This window comes from Sphingorhabdus sp. EL138, from assembly GCF_945882965.1.
In the GTDB taxonomy this organism is placed as follows: Bacteria; Pseudomonadota; Alphaproteobacteria; order Sphingomonadales; family Sphingomonadaceae; genus Sphingorhabdus_B.
Window position 1 is genome coordinate 1 of the sequence record NZ_CAMCWY010000026.1, and the last position, 17,660, is coordinate 17,660.

The 17,660-nt window shown below is 54.3% G+C and carries 9 protein-coding genes; 3 read left to right on the forward strand and 6 right to left on the reverse strand.

The genetic code is table 11. The features are described from left to right. The 6 genes from Q0N43_RS10535 to Q0N43_RS10560 all read right to left on the reverse strand — a co-directional run. On the reverse strand, window positions 1-3,702 hold a 3,702-nt coding region (locus tag Q0N43_RS10535; RefSeq protein WP_295446127.1), incomplete at its 3' end, for a filamentous hemagglutinin N-terminal domain-containing protein. A gap of 11 nt (window positions 3,703-3,713) precedes the next feature. Continuing rightward, a complete protein-coding gene (locus tag Q0N43_RS10540; RefSeq protein WP_295446128.1) occupies window positions 3,714-5,387 on the reverse strand; it encodes a ShlB/FhaC/HecB family hemolysin secretion/activation protein in 1,674 nt (557 codons plus the stop codon). Between the two features lie 22 nt (window positions 5,388-5,409). Further along, complete coding sequence (locus tag Q0N43_RS10545) at window positions 5,410-7,374, reverse strand: adenylate/guanylate cyclase domain-containing protein (RefSeq protein WP_295446130.1); 1,965 nt, start codon at window positions 7,372-7,374, stop codon at window positions 5,410-5,412. Next, entirely contained in the window at window positions 7,371-8,132 is a 762-nt protein-coding gene (locus Q0N43_RS10550) for a hypothetical protein (RefSeq protein WP_295446132.1), read from the reverse strand. The genes Q0N43_RS10545 and Q0N43_RS10550 overlap by 4 nt, the downstream gene beginning before the upstream one ends. Then, a complete protein-coding gene (locus tag Q0N43_RS10555; protein WP_295446134.1) occupies window positions 8,129-10,795 on the reverse strand; it encodes a CHAT domain-containing tetratricopeptide repeat protein in 2,667 nt (888 codons plus the stop codon). The genes Q0N43_RS10550 and Q0N43_RS10555 overlap by 4 nt, the downstream gene beginning before the upstream one ends. Before the next feature lie 615 nt (window positions 10,796-11,410). After that, window positions 11,411-12,367, reverse strand: a complete 957-nt coding sequence (locus Q0N43_RS10560; protein ID WP_295446136.1) for a tetratricopeptide repeat protein — start codon at window positions 12,365-12,367, stop codon at window positions 11,411-11,413. A gap of 155 nt (window positions 12,368-12,522) precedes the next feature. Between Q0N43_RS10560 and Q0N43_RS10565 the strand changes: the two genes are divergently transcribed. From Q0N43_RS10565 to Q0N43_RS10575, 3 genes are read left to right on the forward strand one after another with little or no spacing between them, the layout of a single operon-like run. Then, the gene (locus Q0N43_RS10565) at window positions 12,523-14,973 is read left to right on the forward strand and encodes a cyclic nucleotide-binding domain-containing protein (protein WP_295446138.1); all 2,451 of its coding nucleotides are present in this window, start codon (window positions 12,523-12,525) and stop codon (window positions 14,971-14,973) included. Then, the gene (locus Q0N43_RS10570) at window positions 14,973-15,848 is read left to right on the forward strand and encodes a hypothetical protein (RefSeq protein WP_295446140.1); all 876 of its coding nucleotides are present in this window, start codon (window positions 14,973-14,975) and stop codon (window positions 15,846-15,848) included. Before Q0N43_RS10565 ends, Q0N43_RS10570 begins: the two co-directional genes overlap by 1 nt. Window positions 15,849-15,855: 7 nt before the next feature. Beyond that, on the forward strand, window positions 15,856-17,640 hold the full coding sequence (locus Q0N43_RS10575) for a cytochrome c3 family protein (protein WP_295446142.1): 1,785 nt from the start codon (window positions 15,856-15,858) through the stop codon (window positions 17,638-17,640). Window positions 17,641-17,660 lie beyond the last annotated feature (20 nt).

A 17,660-nucleotide genomic window follows, 5' to 3' on the forward strand; every position in this document is an offset into this window, starting at 1 on the left:
GTCATAGACGCCTTGAGTGCGGGTGACGCTCGCGCCGTCGCCGTCGGCAAAGCCGGTCAGAACATAGTTGTTCGCGGCCAGTGTGGCAGCAGTGGTACCGTCATAAATGCGGGTGATATTGCCCGTAAGCGCCGCCGTAAGCGCCGCCGGCGTGATGTTGCCGGTGATTTGGCTTGTGTCGAGCCCGTAGCCGAAAACGGGCTTGTCGCTGCTGTCTGTGAATTCAATGGCGATGTCGCTGAATACGATTGGATGGGTGCCGGCATTGGGCTTGGCGTATCTTGCGGTAAAGTTGCTGACGGTGAACTGGTCATTGCTAAGCAGCCCATTGCCAACAAATGCGATTGAGCCTGCCGGCATTGCTGTTGAACCGTCATAGGTTTTCGTGATGCCACCGGTGACTGACAAGAACAGGGTAGGCTGCAGACTATAAACAAGCCCATTGCCGCTTGGCAGTGACGGCACCTGCGCCTCAGTTATGCCATAGAAACGGAAATCGTGCTGCAACTCGCCGGTCATATCGGGGGTGTCGCCTGCGAAGGGATTGGTATTGCCACTCCCGATCAACCAGCGTGATTGTGATCCAGGTTTTAGCGGTGCAGCATCGGTGGCGAGATTAACGAACCTTGTTGCGCCGGAAATCTTTATGTCGCCGACGGTTGCGATTGTGGCGCTGGACCCGAATGTCAAAGTTTTGGCCGAATAGGCTTTGAATGTCGCAAGTTTGGAGGTTCCCCCGATCGCGCTGTTGGGCGATCCCCCGATGGTGATATCGCTCTGACCGTCTACGGTGAGGCCGAAGTTGCCGTCGATCGTGCCATTCAAGGTTAGGCGGCCTACTGCTTCAATCCGAGAATTTCCAGCCAGCGAAATTGGCTTCAAAATCTCGACGTCGCTTTCCGTGGTCAGTTGCAAGGTCGTTACGCTATCGCTATTGGCATTGCCCATAGTCAGGGGGGCGCTGCCACCCGAGAGGTTGCTGGTTGAGGCGACCCGTAATGTCCCGTTCTGGAATGTGATTGCACCTAGGCCAACATTATTGCCGAACAAGCTGAGCCCACCAACACCTGACTTGGTGAGTGATGCCGCGACTATGTCACCGTTGATTTTGCTTTCACTGTCGAGTGTCAGTTCAAGTTGACCCGTTTGGCCAAGATCGATGGAGCCGGCGTTCAGATCTGCAGCGTTGATGCTCAGATTGATGGGGGTGGATCCGCCCGCACCGCGGCTGATGCCGCCTGTTACGGCAACGGAGCCCTCTGAAATGAGGGCACTATTGCCACCAAGTTTGACGTTGCCGTCGATAAGGATGGATGCAGCATTCCCAGCTTGGGTCGTTTCGCCGGTATTAATCGTCCCGGCAAGTTTGACGCTGCCAGAGCCATTCTGGTTGCTGTCGGATTGCAGCGCGACGGATAGACCCGATTGCGCCGCCATGATGTTAACCCCGCTTGCGATTACCACATCGCCGGTGGCGCCAAGCGACAGCTTTGTAAGTGGGCCAGCGCTTTTATTGTTGAACGCATAGATCGTCACATTTCCATCAACCGCTGCGGTTCCACCAGCTGCACCAGTTCCGCCAGTAGTTGCGAACGTTGGGCTTTGCGCGCGCAGCGTCACATTTGTTCCGCTATTGAGCCATGATTCGACTTGGGATGCCAGAATTTTGGTGTTGCCCGTTGGAAGGATCGGAACCGAATTCAGTAACTGAAATGCGCCATCATTATACTCGAATGACTTGTTGGCAAAACCTGCGAGCAGGCCTGGATCGATCAGGCCTGTGGTTGCGTTTCGCGCGCCTCGAAACAGCTCAGTGAACTCCGTGGGTCCTGTCCTAGTGACGCCAGCTGTTACAGAGTGATCCAGAACTTTGAGATCACCGTAGTTAAACTGAATTCGACCATCTTGATCGAGAATAATTTCGAAACTGTTATTATTATTGTTATTAAATTCTCTCGTTCCATAATATCCGAGGATAAAGCGTTTTTTGCTGTCGGGGAGGACTATGGTCGTGTAATAGGGATTTTTCAGATCGTTGAGGTCTGTCCACAATGCGAATACCGAGTTACGCGGCGTTATTGCATCATCAAGGGGTAATCCGTCGCAGCAATAGGAAGGATTACTGCTATTCATCGCAGATAAATTGCCAAATGTCAGGAAACCGTTCGATGAAACATCGACACTAGTATAGTCTTGACCATTATAGTTGAAACTGAAGCCAAGGGGTACGTTAGCCGCAACTGTATCGTCGCCCAGATAGAGTGGTGCCATGCCGAGGACATCGATCGATGCCGAGGTTATGTTGATGTTACCGGCCAGACCGCTAGCGGCTTTAGCGCGGGCAGATGCCTCCATTCTTTGCTCGAGCCTGTAAGCCTGAATATCAATAGTTCCGCCGTCGCCGCCACTTGTCCCGCCATCGGCCTGCAAAATTCCCGAAATTTGCATCAAGGATTGCGAATTGTTGAGATCACCGCGCAGGTTTATACTGCCTCCGGTGCCCGTGGTCGAAGCATTTGCTAGCAACTGCGCGCCTGATGCGATACTGATACTTTGCGCCCCGTCAGTTTGCTCGGGTGAAAGGCTGTTAGTCGGCAACAGCAGATCTATAGTGCCACCACTGTCGCCGCTAACGTCTATCTTACTGGATGCGCCAATATCGATAGCGGCAGCGGCAAGGACTATACCACCGCTATTCATGCCGCTACCACCGGTGGCATCGATAACACCGCCAACGGAAGCGTTGTCTTCTGCGGAAGAGTAGCCGCCGACGGATATCTGTCCCCGCGGGCCTGCATCGAGGGTTATCACGCCGCCAATGTTGTTGACGGTCTGGGCCTGCACGAGGCCGTTGTTACTGATGACGCCGCCGATCACGTCGACAGCGCTGCGCACCGTCATAAGGATCGTGCCCCCATCGGCCACAATTCTACCGTTATTTGAGACACTGTTTGGGAAATCACTATCGGGGGCACCCGCCGGGTCGGACACCAGGAATGACATCAGCCCGTTACCGTCAAGATCAACGGTAAAGGCCTGGCCTCCACCCAAGGCGATCTTTCCCAAACGGGCGCTTATCACCGCTTCGTTGTTGGCACTGGAACTGATGTTCGCGACATTCCTGCCAGCAAGCACCGCATATCCCGACGGCACGTCGATCTGGCCATAATTGTTGATGGTCGCGTCGGTTGCGCCAGAAAATACAAAACGTCCGGTGCTGTCCATGAAGGCACCAGGATCGATGTCGGCCGTGGTAGCAAGGAACCCGGAGGCATTGACACGACCGGTCGAGCCTATGATCGTGCCTTGGGGGTTGAGAAGCCAGACTTGGCCATTCGCATTAATAGTGCCGTCGATTTGGAACGCTAACGGTGTGGCCACGCTGCTTCGGTTAAGCGTGATCGACTGGCTATTAGGCTGGACAAAGTTTAAGGTCTCGTCGGCTTGCAAGAGGATTTGCGACCAGTCGAGTACTGCTCGGGGGGTGGTCTGCGTAACCGTGAATGTCTTAGTGTCCACGTTGCTAGCGAATGTGGCGGATCCGTTTCCTTGTGCGATCGTGAACGGCACGTCCTCAGCATTGGCGGCGGCCAGCGCGGGTATGCCGACCGCTAAGGCCAGTGTCGTCCGAAACGATAGCCGGCGAATAGCCGGACGGCATGTTCGACCATGATTGGCGGCTCGAATTTTTGCGCTGGTCATGACATCGTCTTTCAAAACTGCAAAATTGCGCTGAGAATAAAGCGGCCGCTACTCTTGACGCCGTCCAGCAGCGCGCGGCGCGCCGAAGAGAACTGCGTGTCAATCGACAACCGGCGGAGCAGCGTGAACCGCGCTCCAACTCCGAGCGAGGAAATGGTCGTGCTCTGCTTGGGGGTTGCCTCATAAGCGAGCGTCGTAGCTTGCGCCCGGTCCGCAAAAGCATAGACTTGGGTGGCCTCAATGAGGCTGGGTACCTGAACACCCGAAAGCGATGCATATAGTTCACCAATTACCCCAACGCCGCGCTCGCCGACCACTGATGATGGATCATAGGCGCGCCCGATGCTGCGCCCGCCAAAAGAAATTTGCTCCCCCGATAGCAGACGGTTGGCGGTATATTGGCCTTGCAATGTCATACTCGCGCCGATCGGGCCACGGATCGGCTGATTGCGCTGGAATTGATAGGTCAGCCGCAGAAAATGTGGATTGAACCCCTGGACCGACGGCAAGGGCGCATCGGCACCGTTCGCACCCAATAGGCCAAGGCCGTGGAGCACGTTAACGCCAAATGTCATGTCGCCCGCCAGCCAACCGATTTGTCGCCACTGCAGGCCAAGGCTGGCAACTGTGCTCCGGTCGTCGTTAATCTCTGTGCCCAACGCCTTGACGAAGCTGCGATTCAGCGTCATCCCAGCATCAAGATAGATGGAATTGGCCCGGGATCGAAGCAACGGCACGCGCAAACTTGCGCTCAGCGAGCCCGATCGACTTTGCACATCAAGATCACGAATTAGACCGCCCGGCGCTGCGTGCGCGACAAGCGCGCCGATACTGCCCACCACACCATTATTGCCAAGCGGTATCGCATATCGCCCGCTTACTGCTTGCAGCTCTCTAAAACCTTCTCCGGATATTGCCAGCGACAGGTCAAGCGCCCCGGGTCTGCCAAAGGGCTGAATGACCGTTGTGCCGAGCGAATAATTTATTGGCCCCACGGCGTCGGAACCCGAATTGTTTACCGCGGCAAAGGCAGCTCTTGGCGGCTTGACGGCTGTTAGCAAGATATCGCTACTGCCCAGCGTGCCCCCTGGACGCAGTACGCTGGTCACGGCCATACCTGGTGTGTCATTTAGCAGGAGCAACCTCTGCTCAAGATCAAGGAAGCGAACCGGGCGCTGGCCGAGCACTGGGGTGATCATTGCCTGAGTAAGTTTCCGGCTGGCTTGGTTCGGTGCCTGGACAAAAGCGTTGGCTAAGAACCCTTCGACTACCTGTACCTCAAGGGTGCCGTCGCGCACCTCTTGCGGAGCGATGAAAACTCGGGTCAGAAAAAAGCCATCGGCGCGATAGAGATTTTCAAGCTTATTGGCGGCCTCACGCAAGTCGCTCAAAACGATTTTCTTGCCTTCAAGCGAGGCAAAAATTGCGCGCCAGCGCTCTTCCGGGAAATGCGTCGCACCAGTTACCTTGATGCGGGTGATCGAAAACTCGATTTCATCCACGGCTTTTGGAACGCTTGCCTTTTCAGGGTTCTGAATGCGCAATTGTAATGGCGTCTCTGGAAGGGGCAGAGGTTGGACCCGCTGACGCGAAATATCCGCCTGTGGCGGTGGCCGGATGATTTGGGCGATGGCAGGCGCAGCATGCATCGCCATCAAGGTCGGTGCAACGTAAAATATAGGCATAAAATATGCCAAAGTTCGGAGTTTATTTGTCATCCATCACCACCCGCGAAGAAAGCAGCCCGTGTGCAATCCGATCCTGATGGAAACGGATGACGGGATCTTCCGGAAAATCCTTGGAAAGTCTCGTCAGACAATCGACAGCGTCTGGATCGCTGGCTTCAAGCAAGGCATAGGCCCGGCGATAACCTGCAATCAACTCCGGCGCATCGGTCGCGGCTACAGGGGTATATAGGCGCGTTGCCTGCACCTTGCCTTTAAGTACAATGTCGCCAATCGGTCGAAATTCGAGATCGGGGCATTGGTCGACGACCTGTTGGGTGCAACAAATGCGCGTGCCAAAATATTTGTTGACGGCTTCAGTCCGCGCGGCTGTGTTTACTGTGTCGCCTAGCGCCGTGAAATCCATGCGCGATTGCGAGCCAAAGTTACCGATGATGGACAGGCCGCTATGGACACCGATGCGGGTGACACCAAGAGGGATATCGCGGGCGTTGCAGTCCTTTCGGAAGGCTTCGGCATAAGCATCGAGTTCAAGCGCGCAACGAATTCCACGCGCGGCATGGTCGGCCTGCGGTATCGGAGCATTGAAGATCGCCATAATGGCATCGCCGATGAATTTGTCGATTGTGCCGGTATGTTTCAGGATGATCTCGCAAGCGCCGTCGAGATATCTGTTTAAAACTTCAGAGAGTTCTTCGGCCTCCAATTTTTCAGACAATGTGGTGAAGCCGGCGATATCGGTGAAGATGAACGTTGCGTCCCGCTTGGAACCCGACACTTGCACCGCGCTCGGATCTGCGATCAACTGGTCGACCACTGCCGGCGAGACATAGCGTGAAAATGTGCTCTGAATAAATTCGCGCTGCTTGCGTTCGCCGCGTCCAATAATGAGGTCCATCATCCACAAAGCGAGGAATAGCGACAGCGTCGGTCCGAACAGCGGCAACATTGGCAGGCCCTTGCCAAAGCCCAAAATTGCGCCGACCCAATATACAATTGTGATGACGACGCTGATACCGACATTGAAGACGATACCAATTCGCAACAGGCTTAATCCGGTACCAATTATGGCGAAGAGCGCCAATAGGCCAATGGTCCATGGCTCAGGCACCGTGGGCGGGCTCCGTCCTTCTAAAATCTGTGTGATGCCGTGGGCCTGAACCATAACGCCTGGCATGTTGCCCCGATCGCCATCGTCAATTATGGATAGCGGGGTACGGTGGCGATCTGTGATCGACAGCACTGCGCCGATTAACACGATTTTACCCTTGATCAGTTCAGGAGGCAAAAACGGCAGATAAGTAGCCGAAAAAGTTGGGAAAGGCGTGTTTTCGGCATCTGGCTGCGCACGCCAAGCGATGTCGACTGGAACCAGAGGCGCTTTTGCACCGCCCATACCGGCCAATTTCCTCACAAACCCGGCTGGATTCTGAGGGGTGTCAACGCGCTGGCCATTAATGACAGTGCCGCCTGGGTTGATGCGGCGGACCAGCCCATCAAAGGGATCGGTCAGCAGGTTCGCCTCGGCACGCTTATCTTCCGGAATAAACGCCTCCAAATAGGCAAGCTGATCAGCGTTGACGACATTAGGGGCCGAACTGAAGCTGAAGGCCAGCGGCGTGCTTGTGGCGCGGATGACCTTGCGAAGTCGTCCATCTTTTGCGGGTTCGGTCGGTTGATCGACGATGATGTCTACCCCGATGGCAGCTGCGCCCTTGTCTTCAAGTTGTTCGATCAAATCGGCAACAAGACCCCGATCAACGGGCGATCGATACGAAAATGCGGCCAGCGTCGCCTCGTCGATGGCGATGACTACTACATCCGAAGATGGCGGCATCGCTGGCTGCATCGCTGCGACACGAATATCAGCGAGCTTTGTTTCCAGATTTGCCAGCGGCGCGATGAATTTGACGCTGCTGCCGCTGAGAAACGCGGCGACAAATGCAATTACGATCGCGACCAAGACCTGCCGAGTTGCGCGGCTCATTTTTGTAATGCCCCGGTCTGTGGCTCGCCATCGCCCAGCGACGTTGCGCTATCGGCAAGATCTTTGCCAATAGCCATCAGATATGAATCAGCTTGCTGAACGCAAGCCTTTTCCAGCATCCAGGCGCTGATCACCAGAGGATCGTCGATATCACGCGGTATCATGTTGATACGGAGGGGATATTCTTGGCCACCGGCACGGACTATGAAGGTTTTTAAATCGTCAAGCCCAACAATATCTGGGGGCGTCATGCGATCTGCAGATGCCTGCCATACATAATCGGCGCGCCATGAGCGATCAACGGGAAATACTGCAAAGGCCTGTTCGGCGAGGCTCTCAGGACGCCACCAAACTGGCTTTTCGCCCTCTTTGAGGCAGCGATCGCCACCGCGTGAGATGTCGATAAGCCAAGGCTCCGGCAAGGGCGCGGCACTTGCTCCGGACCTAACTGCCCCGACTGAGCTAGCACGATCGTTGCGGGTGGCGATAAGTGCTGCCAAAGCCGTCCGTGGATTCTGAACGGATCCAGCGTTACGGACGGCGGGACCAGAATAGGGACCACGCAATGTCGACATCCGGCCATCGGGTGCGACTAGAACGATTTTTTCGCCTTCGACGAGCTTAACCGTCCGCGCACTATCGATGCGCATCCCAGGCTTTAGGCCGGCACCGCGTGCTTCAACGACAATCATCGGCGTGGCAAGGGCTGGCCAGGCAAGGACGAGCGCCAGCCCCGAAGCGAGCGCCTTCCAACTCATGATGCCGCTCTTTCGTTCAGCGGAGATGATGCACCGTCACCGATTAACACAAAGGCTGCCCAAAAGAAGGGGTGCGCCGTGGCCGGGTTTGCTATTGCCTTAAGTTGCGCTTCGGCAAGGGCTTTATCCATCGACAAGTCAGGTTCGGCGCCGACAGTCTTAAAGACATCGATCATCAAACGCGCAGTCGCCGCCGACGGCACCTGCCAGTGGCTGACCAACAAACTGCGGGCGCCGGCATGGAAAAAGGCTTCCGCTAGCCCTGATAGGGTCTCGCCACCCAGTTTGTCGCCACCATCCGAGGCGGTATTGCAGGCTGACAGCACTACGAGGTCGGCGCGAAGTTCCAGTGCGGCGATTTCGCTGGCGTCCAGCAAGCCATCAGTTGAACGCGTTGTAGCAATTGTATCAGGTGGTGTGAGCACAAGCCCCGGTTCGGATTCACACTTCAATTCGCCAGGCAACACACCATGGGTGGCGAAATACAAAATGCGATAGTCGGAAAGGGACTTGCTGCGCAGATTGGCTTCGGTAGCATTCTCAGCGAGCATAAATTCTGCGTCAGGTGCTTTAAGAGCTGCCGCTACTGCTGCAACCTCGCTAGCGGTTTCGGGCAATGATGTCAGCATGCGAAGTGTTTCAGGTGATGCAGGGGCATCCTTGCGGCAGCTGCTTAACAGGCCGGCAAACCCTGCACGTGTCGCCTTTGAACCTATTGGCCCCTTACTTAGCGAGGGAGCGAGCAGCGGGTTGGCTACAGCCAGCAGAAGGTTGCGTGGCTTGCCGACAAGCCGCGTGGAGCGGAGTGCGATGAAGCTGGAGATTGAAGGGCTGTTGGTGATAGCAAATTGGCGGGAAAGCCAAGCCGCGCTGCTATAGTTTTTGCTTTTCGCTGGCTCAGTGACAAGTAGACCGAATGGCAGGCTCGCCAGTGCACCCGATGGCACGATAATCAGACGCTGTACTCCGCCGAGCTTGGAGACGATCGGACCAAGCAATTGGGAAAAGAGTTGATGTGCGGTATCAAGGTCGAAATCAGCAACCGATCTTCCCTCTATTTCAAGGCCGCGGCGCAAGCTTTTTACACTTGCGGCGATATCGGCTGCGCCAGCAGACACTTCCGCAACGATCGTTCCATCGCGCCTGATGAGCTGCACAAAAGATTTTTCCCTGCCCAGCAGGAAGTTAATGACCGCTTCATTGTCTTCCAGCCGGGAGCGAACATCGTCAATCCGTGGCAAATTTTCTTCTTTTAGAGCTTGATAGTCGGGAAATCGCGTGGCGATTTCTGCGCGCGTTGCTGCGATGCGGGGCGCTTGGCTAGCGATCTGCTCAATGAGCGCATCTTCTGTTTCGGGATTACGGTCGTCAGCCGCAAGCGCCTGTTGCTGGGCCAATTCGCTTTGAAACCGAGCCATCGCACGATTATCGTCCTCGACGCGCCGCAACAAGGCTGACAATTCGACGGATCCTGAGGAAAGCCGCATAGCCGTTAAAGCAACTGTGCGATCGCGGCCTGGCTTGCGGGCAAGTTGAAAGGCGTCAAAAACTTCGGTAAACAAGCCCTGACGTTGCTTTTCGTCGGCAATATCTGCGCTATAGCTGACGACTGCTGCTGCCAGCGGCATCAAGTCTTCATCAGTGAACGGTAAACTGTCGCGCGGCAGACTGCGGGCGAGGGTAAGCGCTTCCCGATAAGCAATGATGGCGTTTGTATTCATGTTCTCTGCTTGGTAGGCACGCGCCAGCGCGGTGCGCAATCGCAGGGTGCCGGCGCCTTCACCAAACGCATCCTTGCGGATCCTGATCGCAGTCTTGAAGTAAGTTTCGGCGGCTGCCAGTCGACCATCTGACAGGCTGGTTTCGCCAAGCACACCCATTACATCAGCGCGCCACCAAACCGGCGTTGAAGGCGCGGCTGCCAGCGCCAGTAACGCTTGGCTTGCAAGCACATTCGCGCTGGTTGGGTCACCGCTGCGCATCAGCACAAACGCTTCAAGGTTCAAGGCCATGGCTATTTCCCCTCGAGCCAAGGCTGCATCATCGGTAACAGGGCGAGCGTCGGTTATTGCGCGCCACTGCGCGACCGCATCGCTGGCTTCGGAGCGGGCCACGGTATAATCGCCGCGCAATGCTGAGATATTGGCCCTATACGTCGCAAGGCGGGCTCGCTCGGCGGGACTTGGCGACCTTTCTATGATTGGGGCTGCGCGACGTAGCAGGCCATCTGACTCGTCAAATCGACCAAGATTTGCAACGACCATAGCCATATCGAGAAAAAGCGCGTTGGTTACAACGTCATCTTCACCAAAAATGCGAATTTGAACATCGAGCGCCCTGCGCAAGGCTTGTTCGGCTTCGGCATATGCAAAGCGGCTGTTTGCAAGCCTAGCATCCGACCAGAGTTCACGGATCAATGCCTGTTCGACTTCGCTTCCGATAACGATGGGGGTCGACCACAGAGCGCGGACTTCTGTGGCTAGAAGGGTTCGGTTTGCATCATACTGCAGACCGAGTGCCGCCAATAGCGCTGGATAAGCTGACGCAGGACCTTGAACAATGTTCAGCGTTCCACCGCTGATCTGTGCGAGCAATAAAATCGGCCAACCATCAGCCGAACTTCTGCACGGCAGAGCGAGAACAAATTTGCCATCACGCGGCAAATATCGCTCTGCTTCGCAGTTCAATTGGGTATTGAGGAGCAGTTCACTTTTCGCAGCGCTGAAGGCGCGCTCGAGCGGTTGCCTGCCGGAATCTTTGCTATTCTCGGGAAACAAAAGGCGGGCGGACCTGCCAACTACCAAACCACCGCATAGTAACTGCCTGTCATCGACAAACACACTACTGGACGACTGTTGAGCCGTTCCCTTAAGTTCGCATTTTTCTCCCGATAGTGTTTCCAGCCCCGCCGTTGTATTCGAGGCGAGTGCGGTAGAGCTTGCCCACACAATCAAGAAAGCGAAAAAAAATACTCGAAGTAGAATAAATATTTCTCTCTCAGGCAATCGTCCGAAGAATCGCCGTGTCGTATTGTCATTGGTTAACCTTGATTACTAAAGTGAGAGAAGTCTGTAAAGTGTGGTAAAATGGAAACCTAAAGGTGGCAATGTTATCTCGATACAGGCGCGCCCATGCGGTTAAGGTCTAAATTCGCGGGCCGCGGGACTTCTCAAGCGTCATCACATATGGCGGGCGGCTAGGAGTTCAGCCTGCCTTTTGTTGCGATCAAAACGATTGCTGAGCGGAGCTATCAGGAAGCACTGGCTGCTCCGCTGAACTTAAGTTCCTGGAACTCCAAGTATTTGAGCTTCCCTCAGCAGCTTACTTTGCGCCTCCGGATTTGCCGCGACTGACTTTGTTAGTGCCGCTTTTGCCTTCGCCGTTTCGCCCAATGTCATGCGGCTTCGCATCAGCATGATCCAACCGTCTACGTTTTTTGGGTTTTTCGCAAGCTTGGTCTCCAGTCCCTCTACCATTGAGGTCACCATTTCCTGTTGTTGGCCAGGTGGCAGCTTGGCCGCTTGCGCCATGTCCGCTCTGCTGGGTCCAGGTATCGGCGCTGCTGCAATGCTTTTTAGGGTTGCGGATAGGTCACTAGTTCGCGTTTCTTGGGTGCTTGCTAGGCTTTTTGTAACATCAATTTTGTTGATTTTCCCAACTTGCTCGATTGTCCGGATAAGGTCAGCCTCCCAAGGTGCGTCCTTTGGAGTGTCCTTCAATAACTCCAGCCAATCATTAATTGCGCCTGTATGGTTGCCATCTAAATCCTTACTGACGGCAAGAAAATAGCGGGATCGCGGATCTTTTGGGTCAAGTATTATCGCTTTATCAAAAGCGGCTTTGGCTGCCTTTGGCATAGGGTCGTTCTCGTCGGCCATCACCAAAGACTCGCCAAGCGATGACCAGTATACTGCGCGGTCCGGTTCAAGTTTCGTTGCCTTACCGTAAGCATTAGCCGAATCCAGATACCTACCATTTTCGAAGTAAGACCAGCCGAGCAACTGCCAAGCCTCCACATCTGTTGGATCTTTCCGCGTTCTTTCTTCAAGCGCCGCTATCGCAGCATCTGGTCCGGCTGCATTGGCGGTAATGTCTTTAAGGGCCGTCGCGGTACTTGGGTCGCCTTCACTGCCCAAGTTGCCCGTCGCGCCAATGATGATGACTATCATAAACAGGGCAAGCGCGCCGAAGAAAACGAACTTTGGAATTTTCGATGTTTCAGCTGTGTCAGTCATGCTCGTCTCAATTTAAATAGAATTAAGGTATAGCACTATTTGTAAGAGTTGGTAAAGTATCGTAAAATCGATAAATCACATTCCAAGTGGGTAAGTCTTGCCGCCTTGTCCTCGGATAATTTTCGTCGGTTTGGTCATGATGGGGGAATAAAGGCATGACAACAAGGTATCGCGTTGCAATCATTGGGTCCGGACCCGCCGGACTGAGTGCTGCCTCGCGCGCCGCTGTCTTAGGTCTGACACATGTGTTGCTCGAAAAGACCGATCATCTTTCCGACACTATTTATAAGTATCAAAAGGGCAAGCATGTCATGGCAACGCCCAGCCAACTGGTCTTGCGGTCCGATATCGACTTTGGCGCAGGGAAGCGTGAAGTCATACTTGACACATGGGACAGTCAAACCGGCGACCACAAGGTGAACGTCCGCTATAACTCAGAGGTCAAAGCGATTGAAGGAGAGCAGGGCAGTTTCAGTTTGCAACTGACCGATGGGGCCGTCATCGAAGCAGAAACCGTCATCCTTGCCATCGGGACGCAAGGGAACCCAAATTTGATGCGTTGCGATGGCGGCGGGTTACCTCATATTCAATATACACTTGATGATCCCGGCACATATATAGACGAACATATAGCCGTGATCGGCGCGGGTGACGCAGGGATCGAGAATGCGTTGGGCCTTGTGGCGGATCCTGAGCAGCGCAACACGGTTACGATTGTAAACCGGAACGCAGAATTCACTACTGCCAAAGATGCCAATATCAAAGCCTTGCTTGCTGCGCGCGATTCCGGCCGGGTGATTGTGCGGACGGGCACAACGCCCTCTTTGGTTGAGCCTGGATTTATAACATATGATACACCAGATGGCGAAGCAAAGGTCAAATGCGATCGGGTAATTGCGCGTATGGGATCAGCGCCGCCGCGTAAATTCATTGAGAGCTGCGGGGTGGAGTTTACCAGCGAAGATCGGGTTGCGTTTCCAAAATTGTCGCCTTCTTTTGAATCAACTAAGCTGGGTATTTATGTAATCGGCGCGCTGGCAGGTTATCCGCTGATTAAGCATTGCATGAATCAAGGCTATGATGTCGTTGAATTTATCAATGGCAATAATGCATTGAAGCCAGCCGATGAGCCGATCCTCGAGGCCAAGTTTAAAGATTTGCCGGGACGCAAAAGTGTTGAGGAATGGCTTGAATTTCTGCGGTCCAATATAACGATATTGAACGGGCTGACGCCGTTGCAAATGCGTGAGTTCATGCTTGATTCTGAAGCGCGGTTTTACCGGAGTGGAGAAACGATTTTTGAACGCAATGATCCCGGGTCATCTTTGTTTACGATCGCGAATGGTTCTGTCGAGGTGTTGATTGACGCAATTGATCCATCTAAAATTGTTCCAATCAACACGGGTTCAATCTTTGGCGAAGTCGGATTGATTTCGGGTCGGCGGCGCGGGGCGACGATCCGCGCTGGCGAGGATTCTATCTGCGTCGAAATCTCGCGCACTGCCGCGCTGAAGCTGCAGAGCTCGGTGCCTGCCGCAAAGCGTGCAATTGAACGCATCGCAACCGAACGCCAATTGCTTCAGCTTTTCGGGTCTGGACTTGTTTCGTCAGATTTGACCGAAGTCCTGGACAATAGCGAAATCCAGACCGTGAGCGCGGGTAAGCCGGTAATTACAGAAGGCGATGAAGGGGATGATATGTTCATCATCCGCCAAGGTTCTATGATCGTAGAAAAGAAGGTCGCTGGAAAACAGGTTTTTCTGTCTTATCTTCCCGCGGGATCCTATGTTGGCGAAATGGCGCTGATCGGGAATACCCGCCGAACCGCCACCGTTAAAGCAGCAGTCAAATCCGAAGTGATCAAACTCGACGGCGCCACGTTCAAAGCACTGCTAGAGATGAAGCCAGAACTGCTGGCACGAATTAAATCCGATATGGCATCGCGACAAGACCTCAACGCATTTATGGAGGCAAAGAAGGACAGCTTTTCCAGCGTCGTTGATTACTATTCCAACGTAGCCAATTTCCTCGTTGAGAACGGAATGGGTGAGGCGACCGACGTTCTGTTGATAGACGAAAGTCTCTGTGTCGGTTGCGATAACTGTGAAAAAGCGTGCGCCGACAGTCATGAGGGTTTGTCGCGCTTAGACCGCGAGGCAGGCCGGACATATGCGCATCTTCATGTGCCCACGTCATGTCGCCACTGCGAACATCCGCATTGTATGGCAGATTGCCCTCCCAATGCCATTCACCGCGGTCCTGATGGTGAGGTGTTCATCGATGACACCTGCATCGGCTGTGGCAATTGTCAACGCAACTGCCCTTACGGCGTTATCCGCATGGAGGCCGAGCCACCGAAAAAGCCTGGATTACTGAGTTGGATGCTGTTGGGTATGGGACCGGGTCCAGGCGAGCCGAGTAAGAAATGGTCTTATAAAAATGCTGACCCCAATGTCGAAAAGCCCAAGAAGGCAATAAAGTGCGACATGTGTTCTGGCATTGATGGTGGCCCGGCCTGTGTCAGGGCCTGCCCCACTGGCGCGGCGATACGCGTATCGCCCGAGAAGTTCTTGACGGTTGCTAGACTTGAAGGCGAGGGCGGCTGATGGCGCGGCGCGCAGCACAGTCCGGACGGGTGCGGAGCGACGGGACGCACGAGGGATTTTTGCGCCATGCAAACTTTCGCTGGTTGAAAATCGCGACGATCATTTCGCTGTTGGCAATAGTCAGCTATCTCATCACCGACGTCCAGCCGCGTCATAATGGGGGCAGCTGGTACGGCTACACTTTGGGAAGCATTGGCGTCCTTTTGATTTTGTGGCTGAGCCTGCTAGGTATCCGCAAGCGCAAGATGTCGCGCGGCCATTGGTCACTGAAGGCATGGACTTCGGCGCATGTCTATCTTGGTCTTAGCCTGATTGTGATCGGAACGCTGCATACCGGGTTCCAACTTGGATGGAACGTCCATACGCTCGCTTACGTGTTGATGATGATTGTTATCCTTTCGGGTGTCTGGGGTATTTCCGTGTATGCAACCTTACCAAAGGTTATGAGCGCCAATCGCGACCAGACGACCGAGGGACAAATGCTTGCTTCTTTGCGCTCGATTGACCGACAGCTGCATGACGCGGCGCAACCGCTCAGTCAAAACCAAGCCGAACTTGTGCGAAGTTCGCTGGATCAAGATCCGTTTGGTGGAGGCATTCTCCGCAGGATGGGCAATCGCTACGCGACCTGCAAGACGCGTAAAGCGCATGACGATATTCTGCTTATTATGGGAAGTCAGCCGGGGGGCAAGGACGATCCGTTGGAGAAAGTTGGCTCGCTTTTGGGGCGCAAAAGGGCGATCCTAGCGCGTACACGAAAGCATTTACAGTTAAAGGCCATGCTTGAAATATGGCTCTATCTGCACGTGCCGCTGACATTCGCTCTCATTGCTGCGCTTGTCGCCCATATCGTTAGCGTGTTTTTCTACTGGTGATTGGAGCATGAGCTTTCTTATCCGCCAAAAATCTCGCACATCCGATGGCCGGGAAATTATCCGTGCCTATCCCCATGATGTGCGCGAGATTGTAATTGGCCGTGAAGCGTCGTGCGAAATCCACCTCGCCGATTTGGCCGTTGAACTGCGCCATGCCCGTCTAACGTTGCAGGCAAATGGCACGCTTGACCTTGTGGCGCTCGCCGGGAACGGCTTCGAGGTAGATGGTAGCAAAACGTCACAAGCTCTTATCGACCCAGCGGGTGGTTCTGAGCTGCGTTTTGGCAGTCATTTGTTGGTCATTTCTGTCGAGGATGGCGTAGTCGTCATCACCGCAGAGCGCATCGAAGTGCTGTCGGACTCGACCCAGGAAAAAGATGAAATTGGCCTGTTCACGTTACGGTCTATAATGCCCAGCAGGAGGTTGATGGCCTGGGCATTGTCTATCATTATTCTGCTGGCTCTGCTGGTTTGGCCTATCCACACATTCTATAATTATCATAACGCCGAAAAGCGGCCTGCAGCTTTTCACGCCGACAGTCTTTGGAGCAGCGGTTCGCTATCGTCGGCGCACGCAGGATTGGGAATGGATTGCCAGTCTTGCCATACCGAAGCATTTGTTGCGGTGCGCGACAGTTCATGCGTCTCTTGCCATGAGGACGTCCACGATCATGCCGACCCCAAAAGGCTAAAACTTGCCAAAGCTCCGCTTGATTGGGATGGAAAAATATCGCGTAAAATTGCCGATAGTTTTAGTCGTCCCGAAGGCCGCTGCGTTGAATGTCATACAGAGCACGAAGGTGCAGGGCCGATGGAAGATACCAAGCAGCAATTTTGCAGCAGCTGCCATACCGATATGAACAAGCGGCTGACCGACACTAAGATTGCCAATGCTAGTGATTTCGGCACTGCGCATCCCCAATTCAAGCCAGAGGTGATCACGGCGAACGGTTCTCCACCAACACGGGAGCGGATATCGCTCGATCAAAAGCCGGTGGAAGATAGCGGATTGAAGTTCCCGCACGATGTGCATCTGTCACGGACCAATGGCGTCGCGCGCATGGCTGAACGGCTGGGTAAGCAATATGATTTTGGTCAGGCGCTTGAGTGTAAGGATTGTCACGTAAAGACGCCTGATGGCGTTGGGTTTAAGCCGATCGATATGGAGCAGAATTGCTCGCAGTGTCATAATCTCGGCATTGAAAAGATCGGCAACACAGTGCGCACATTGCGCCATGGCGACCCAAAAATGGTCGTCGCTGACCTACGCGCATTTTATCGCGCAGGGGGCCCCTACAGTGTGCGCACGCATCAGTCCATGGAGGGACGCAGGCGTCCAGGTAATTATGCCCGTAGCGAACCCTATTATGCCTATTTTGGTAGCGTGAATTACAGCCGTGCTGACAGCGCCATCCGCTCTGTCTTTTCAAAGGGCGGGGCATGCTATGACTGCCATACCGTCATCGCGCCACCTGCCGGTTCAGACAATTGGCAGGTGCAAAAGGTCCATCAAACATCGCGCTTTATGATGAAGGGCTGGTTCGACCATGCGGCGCATGACACTGAAACCTGCTCATCTTGTCACGCGGCGACAAAGTCAGGTAGTGCCAGCGAATTATTGCTACCGGGTATCAAGACATGTCGAACATGTCACGGCGGTGAGGCCTCTAATACAGATGTTCCATCGAGTTGCGCAATGTGCCATAGTTTCCACGCAGATGAAGGTGCGCCATGGGTGCCGAAGTTTAATATGGCACGGAAACGAGATATAGGTGAAACTAGGGTAGAATAACATGGAACCTAGATCGAAGG

Bases quoted from the DNA above. Each gene is read 5' to 3' on its own strand.
- Q0N43_RS10540 (WP_295446128.1), bottom strand. From the start codon at position 5,387: ATGCCTATATTTTACGTTGCACCGACCTTGATGGCGATGCATGCTGCG.
- Q0N43_RS10545 (WP_295446130.1), bottom strand. From the start codon at position 7,374: ATGAGCCGCGCAACTCGGCAGGTCTTGGTCGCGATCGTAATTGCATTT.
- Q0N43_RS10550 (WP_295446132.1), bottom strand. From the start codon at position 8,132: ATGAGTTGGAAGGCGCTCGCTTCGGGGCTGGCGCTCGTCCTTGCCTGG.
- Q0N43_RS10560 (WP_295446136.1), bottom strand. From the start codon at position 12,367: ATGACTGACACAGCTGAAACATCGAAAATTCCAAAGTTCGTTTTCTTC.
- Q0N43_RS10565 (WP_295446138.1), top strand. From the start codon at position 12,523: ATGACAACAAGGTATCGCGTTGCAATCATTGGGTCCGGACCCGCCGGA.
- Q0N43_RS10570 (WP_295446140.1), top strand. From the start codon at position 14,973: ATGGCGCGGCGCGCAGCACAGTCCGGACGGGTGCGGAGCGACGGGACG.
- Q0N43_RS10575 (WP_295446142.1), top strand. From the start codon at position 15,856: ATGAGCTTTCTTATCCGCCAAAAATCTCGCACATCCGATGGCCGGGAA.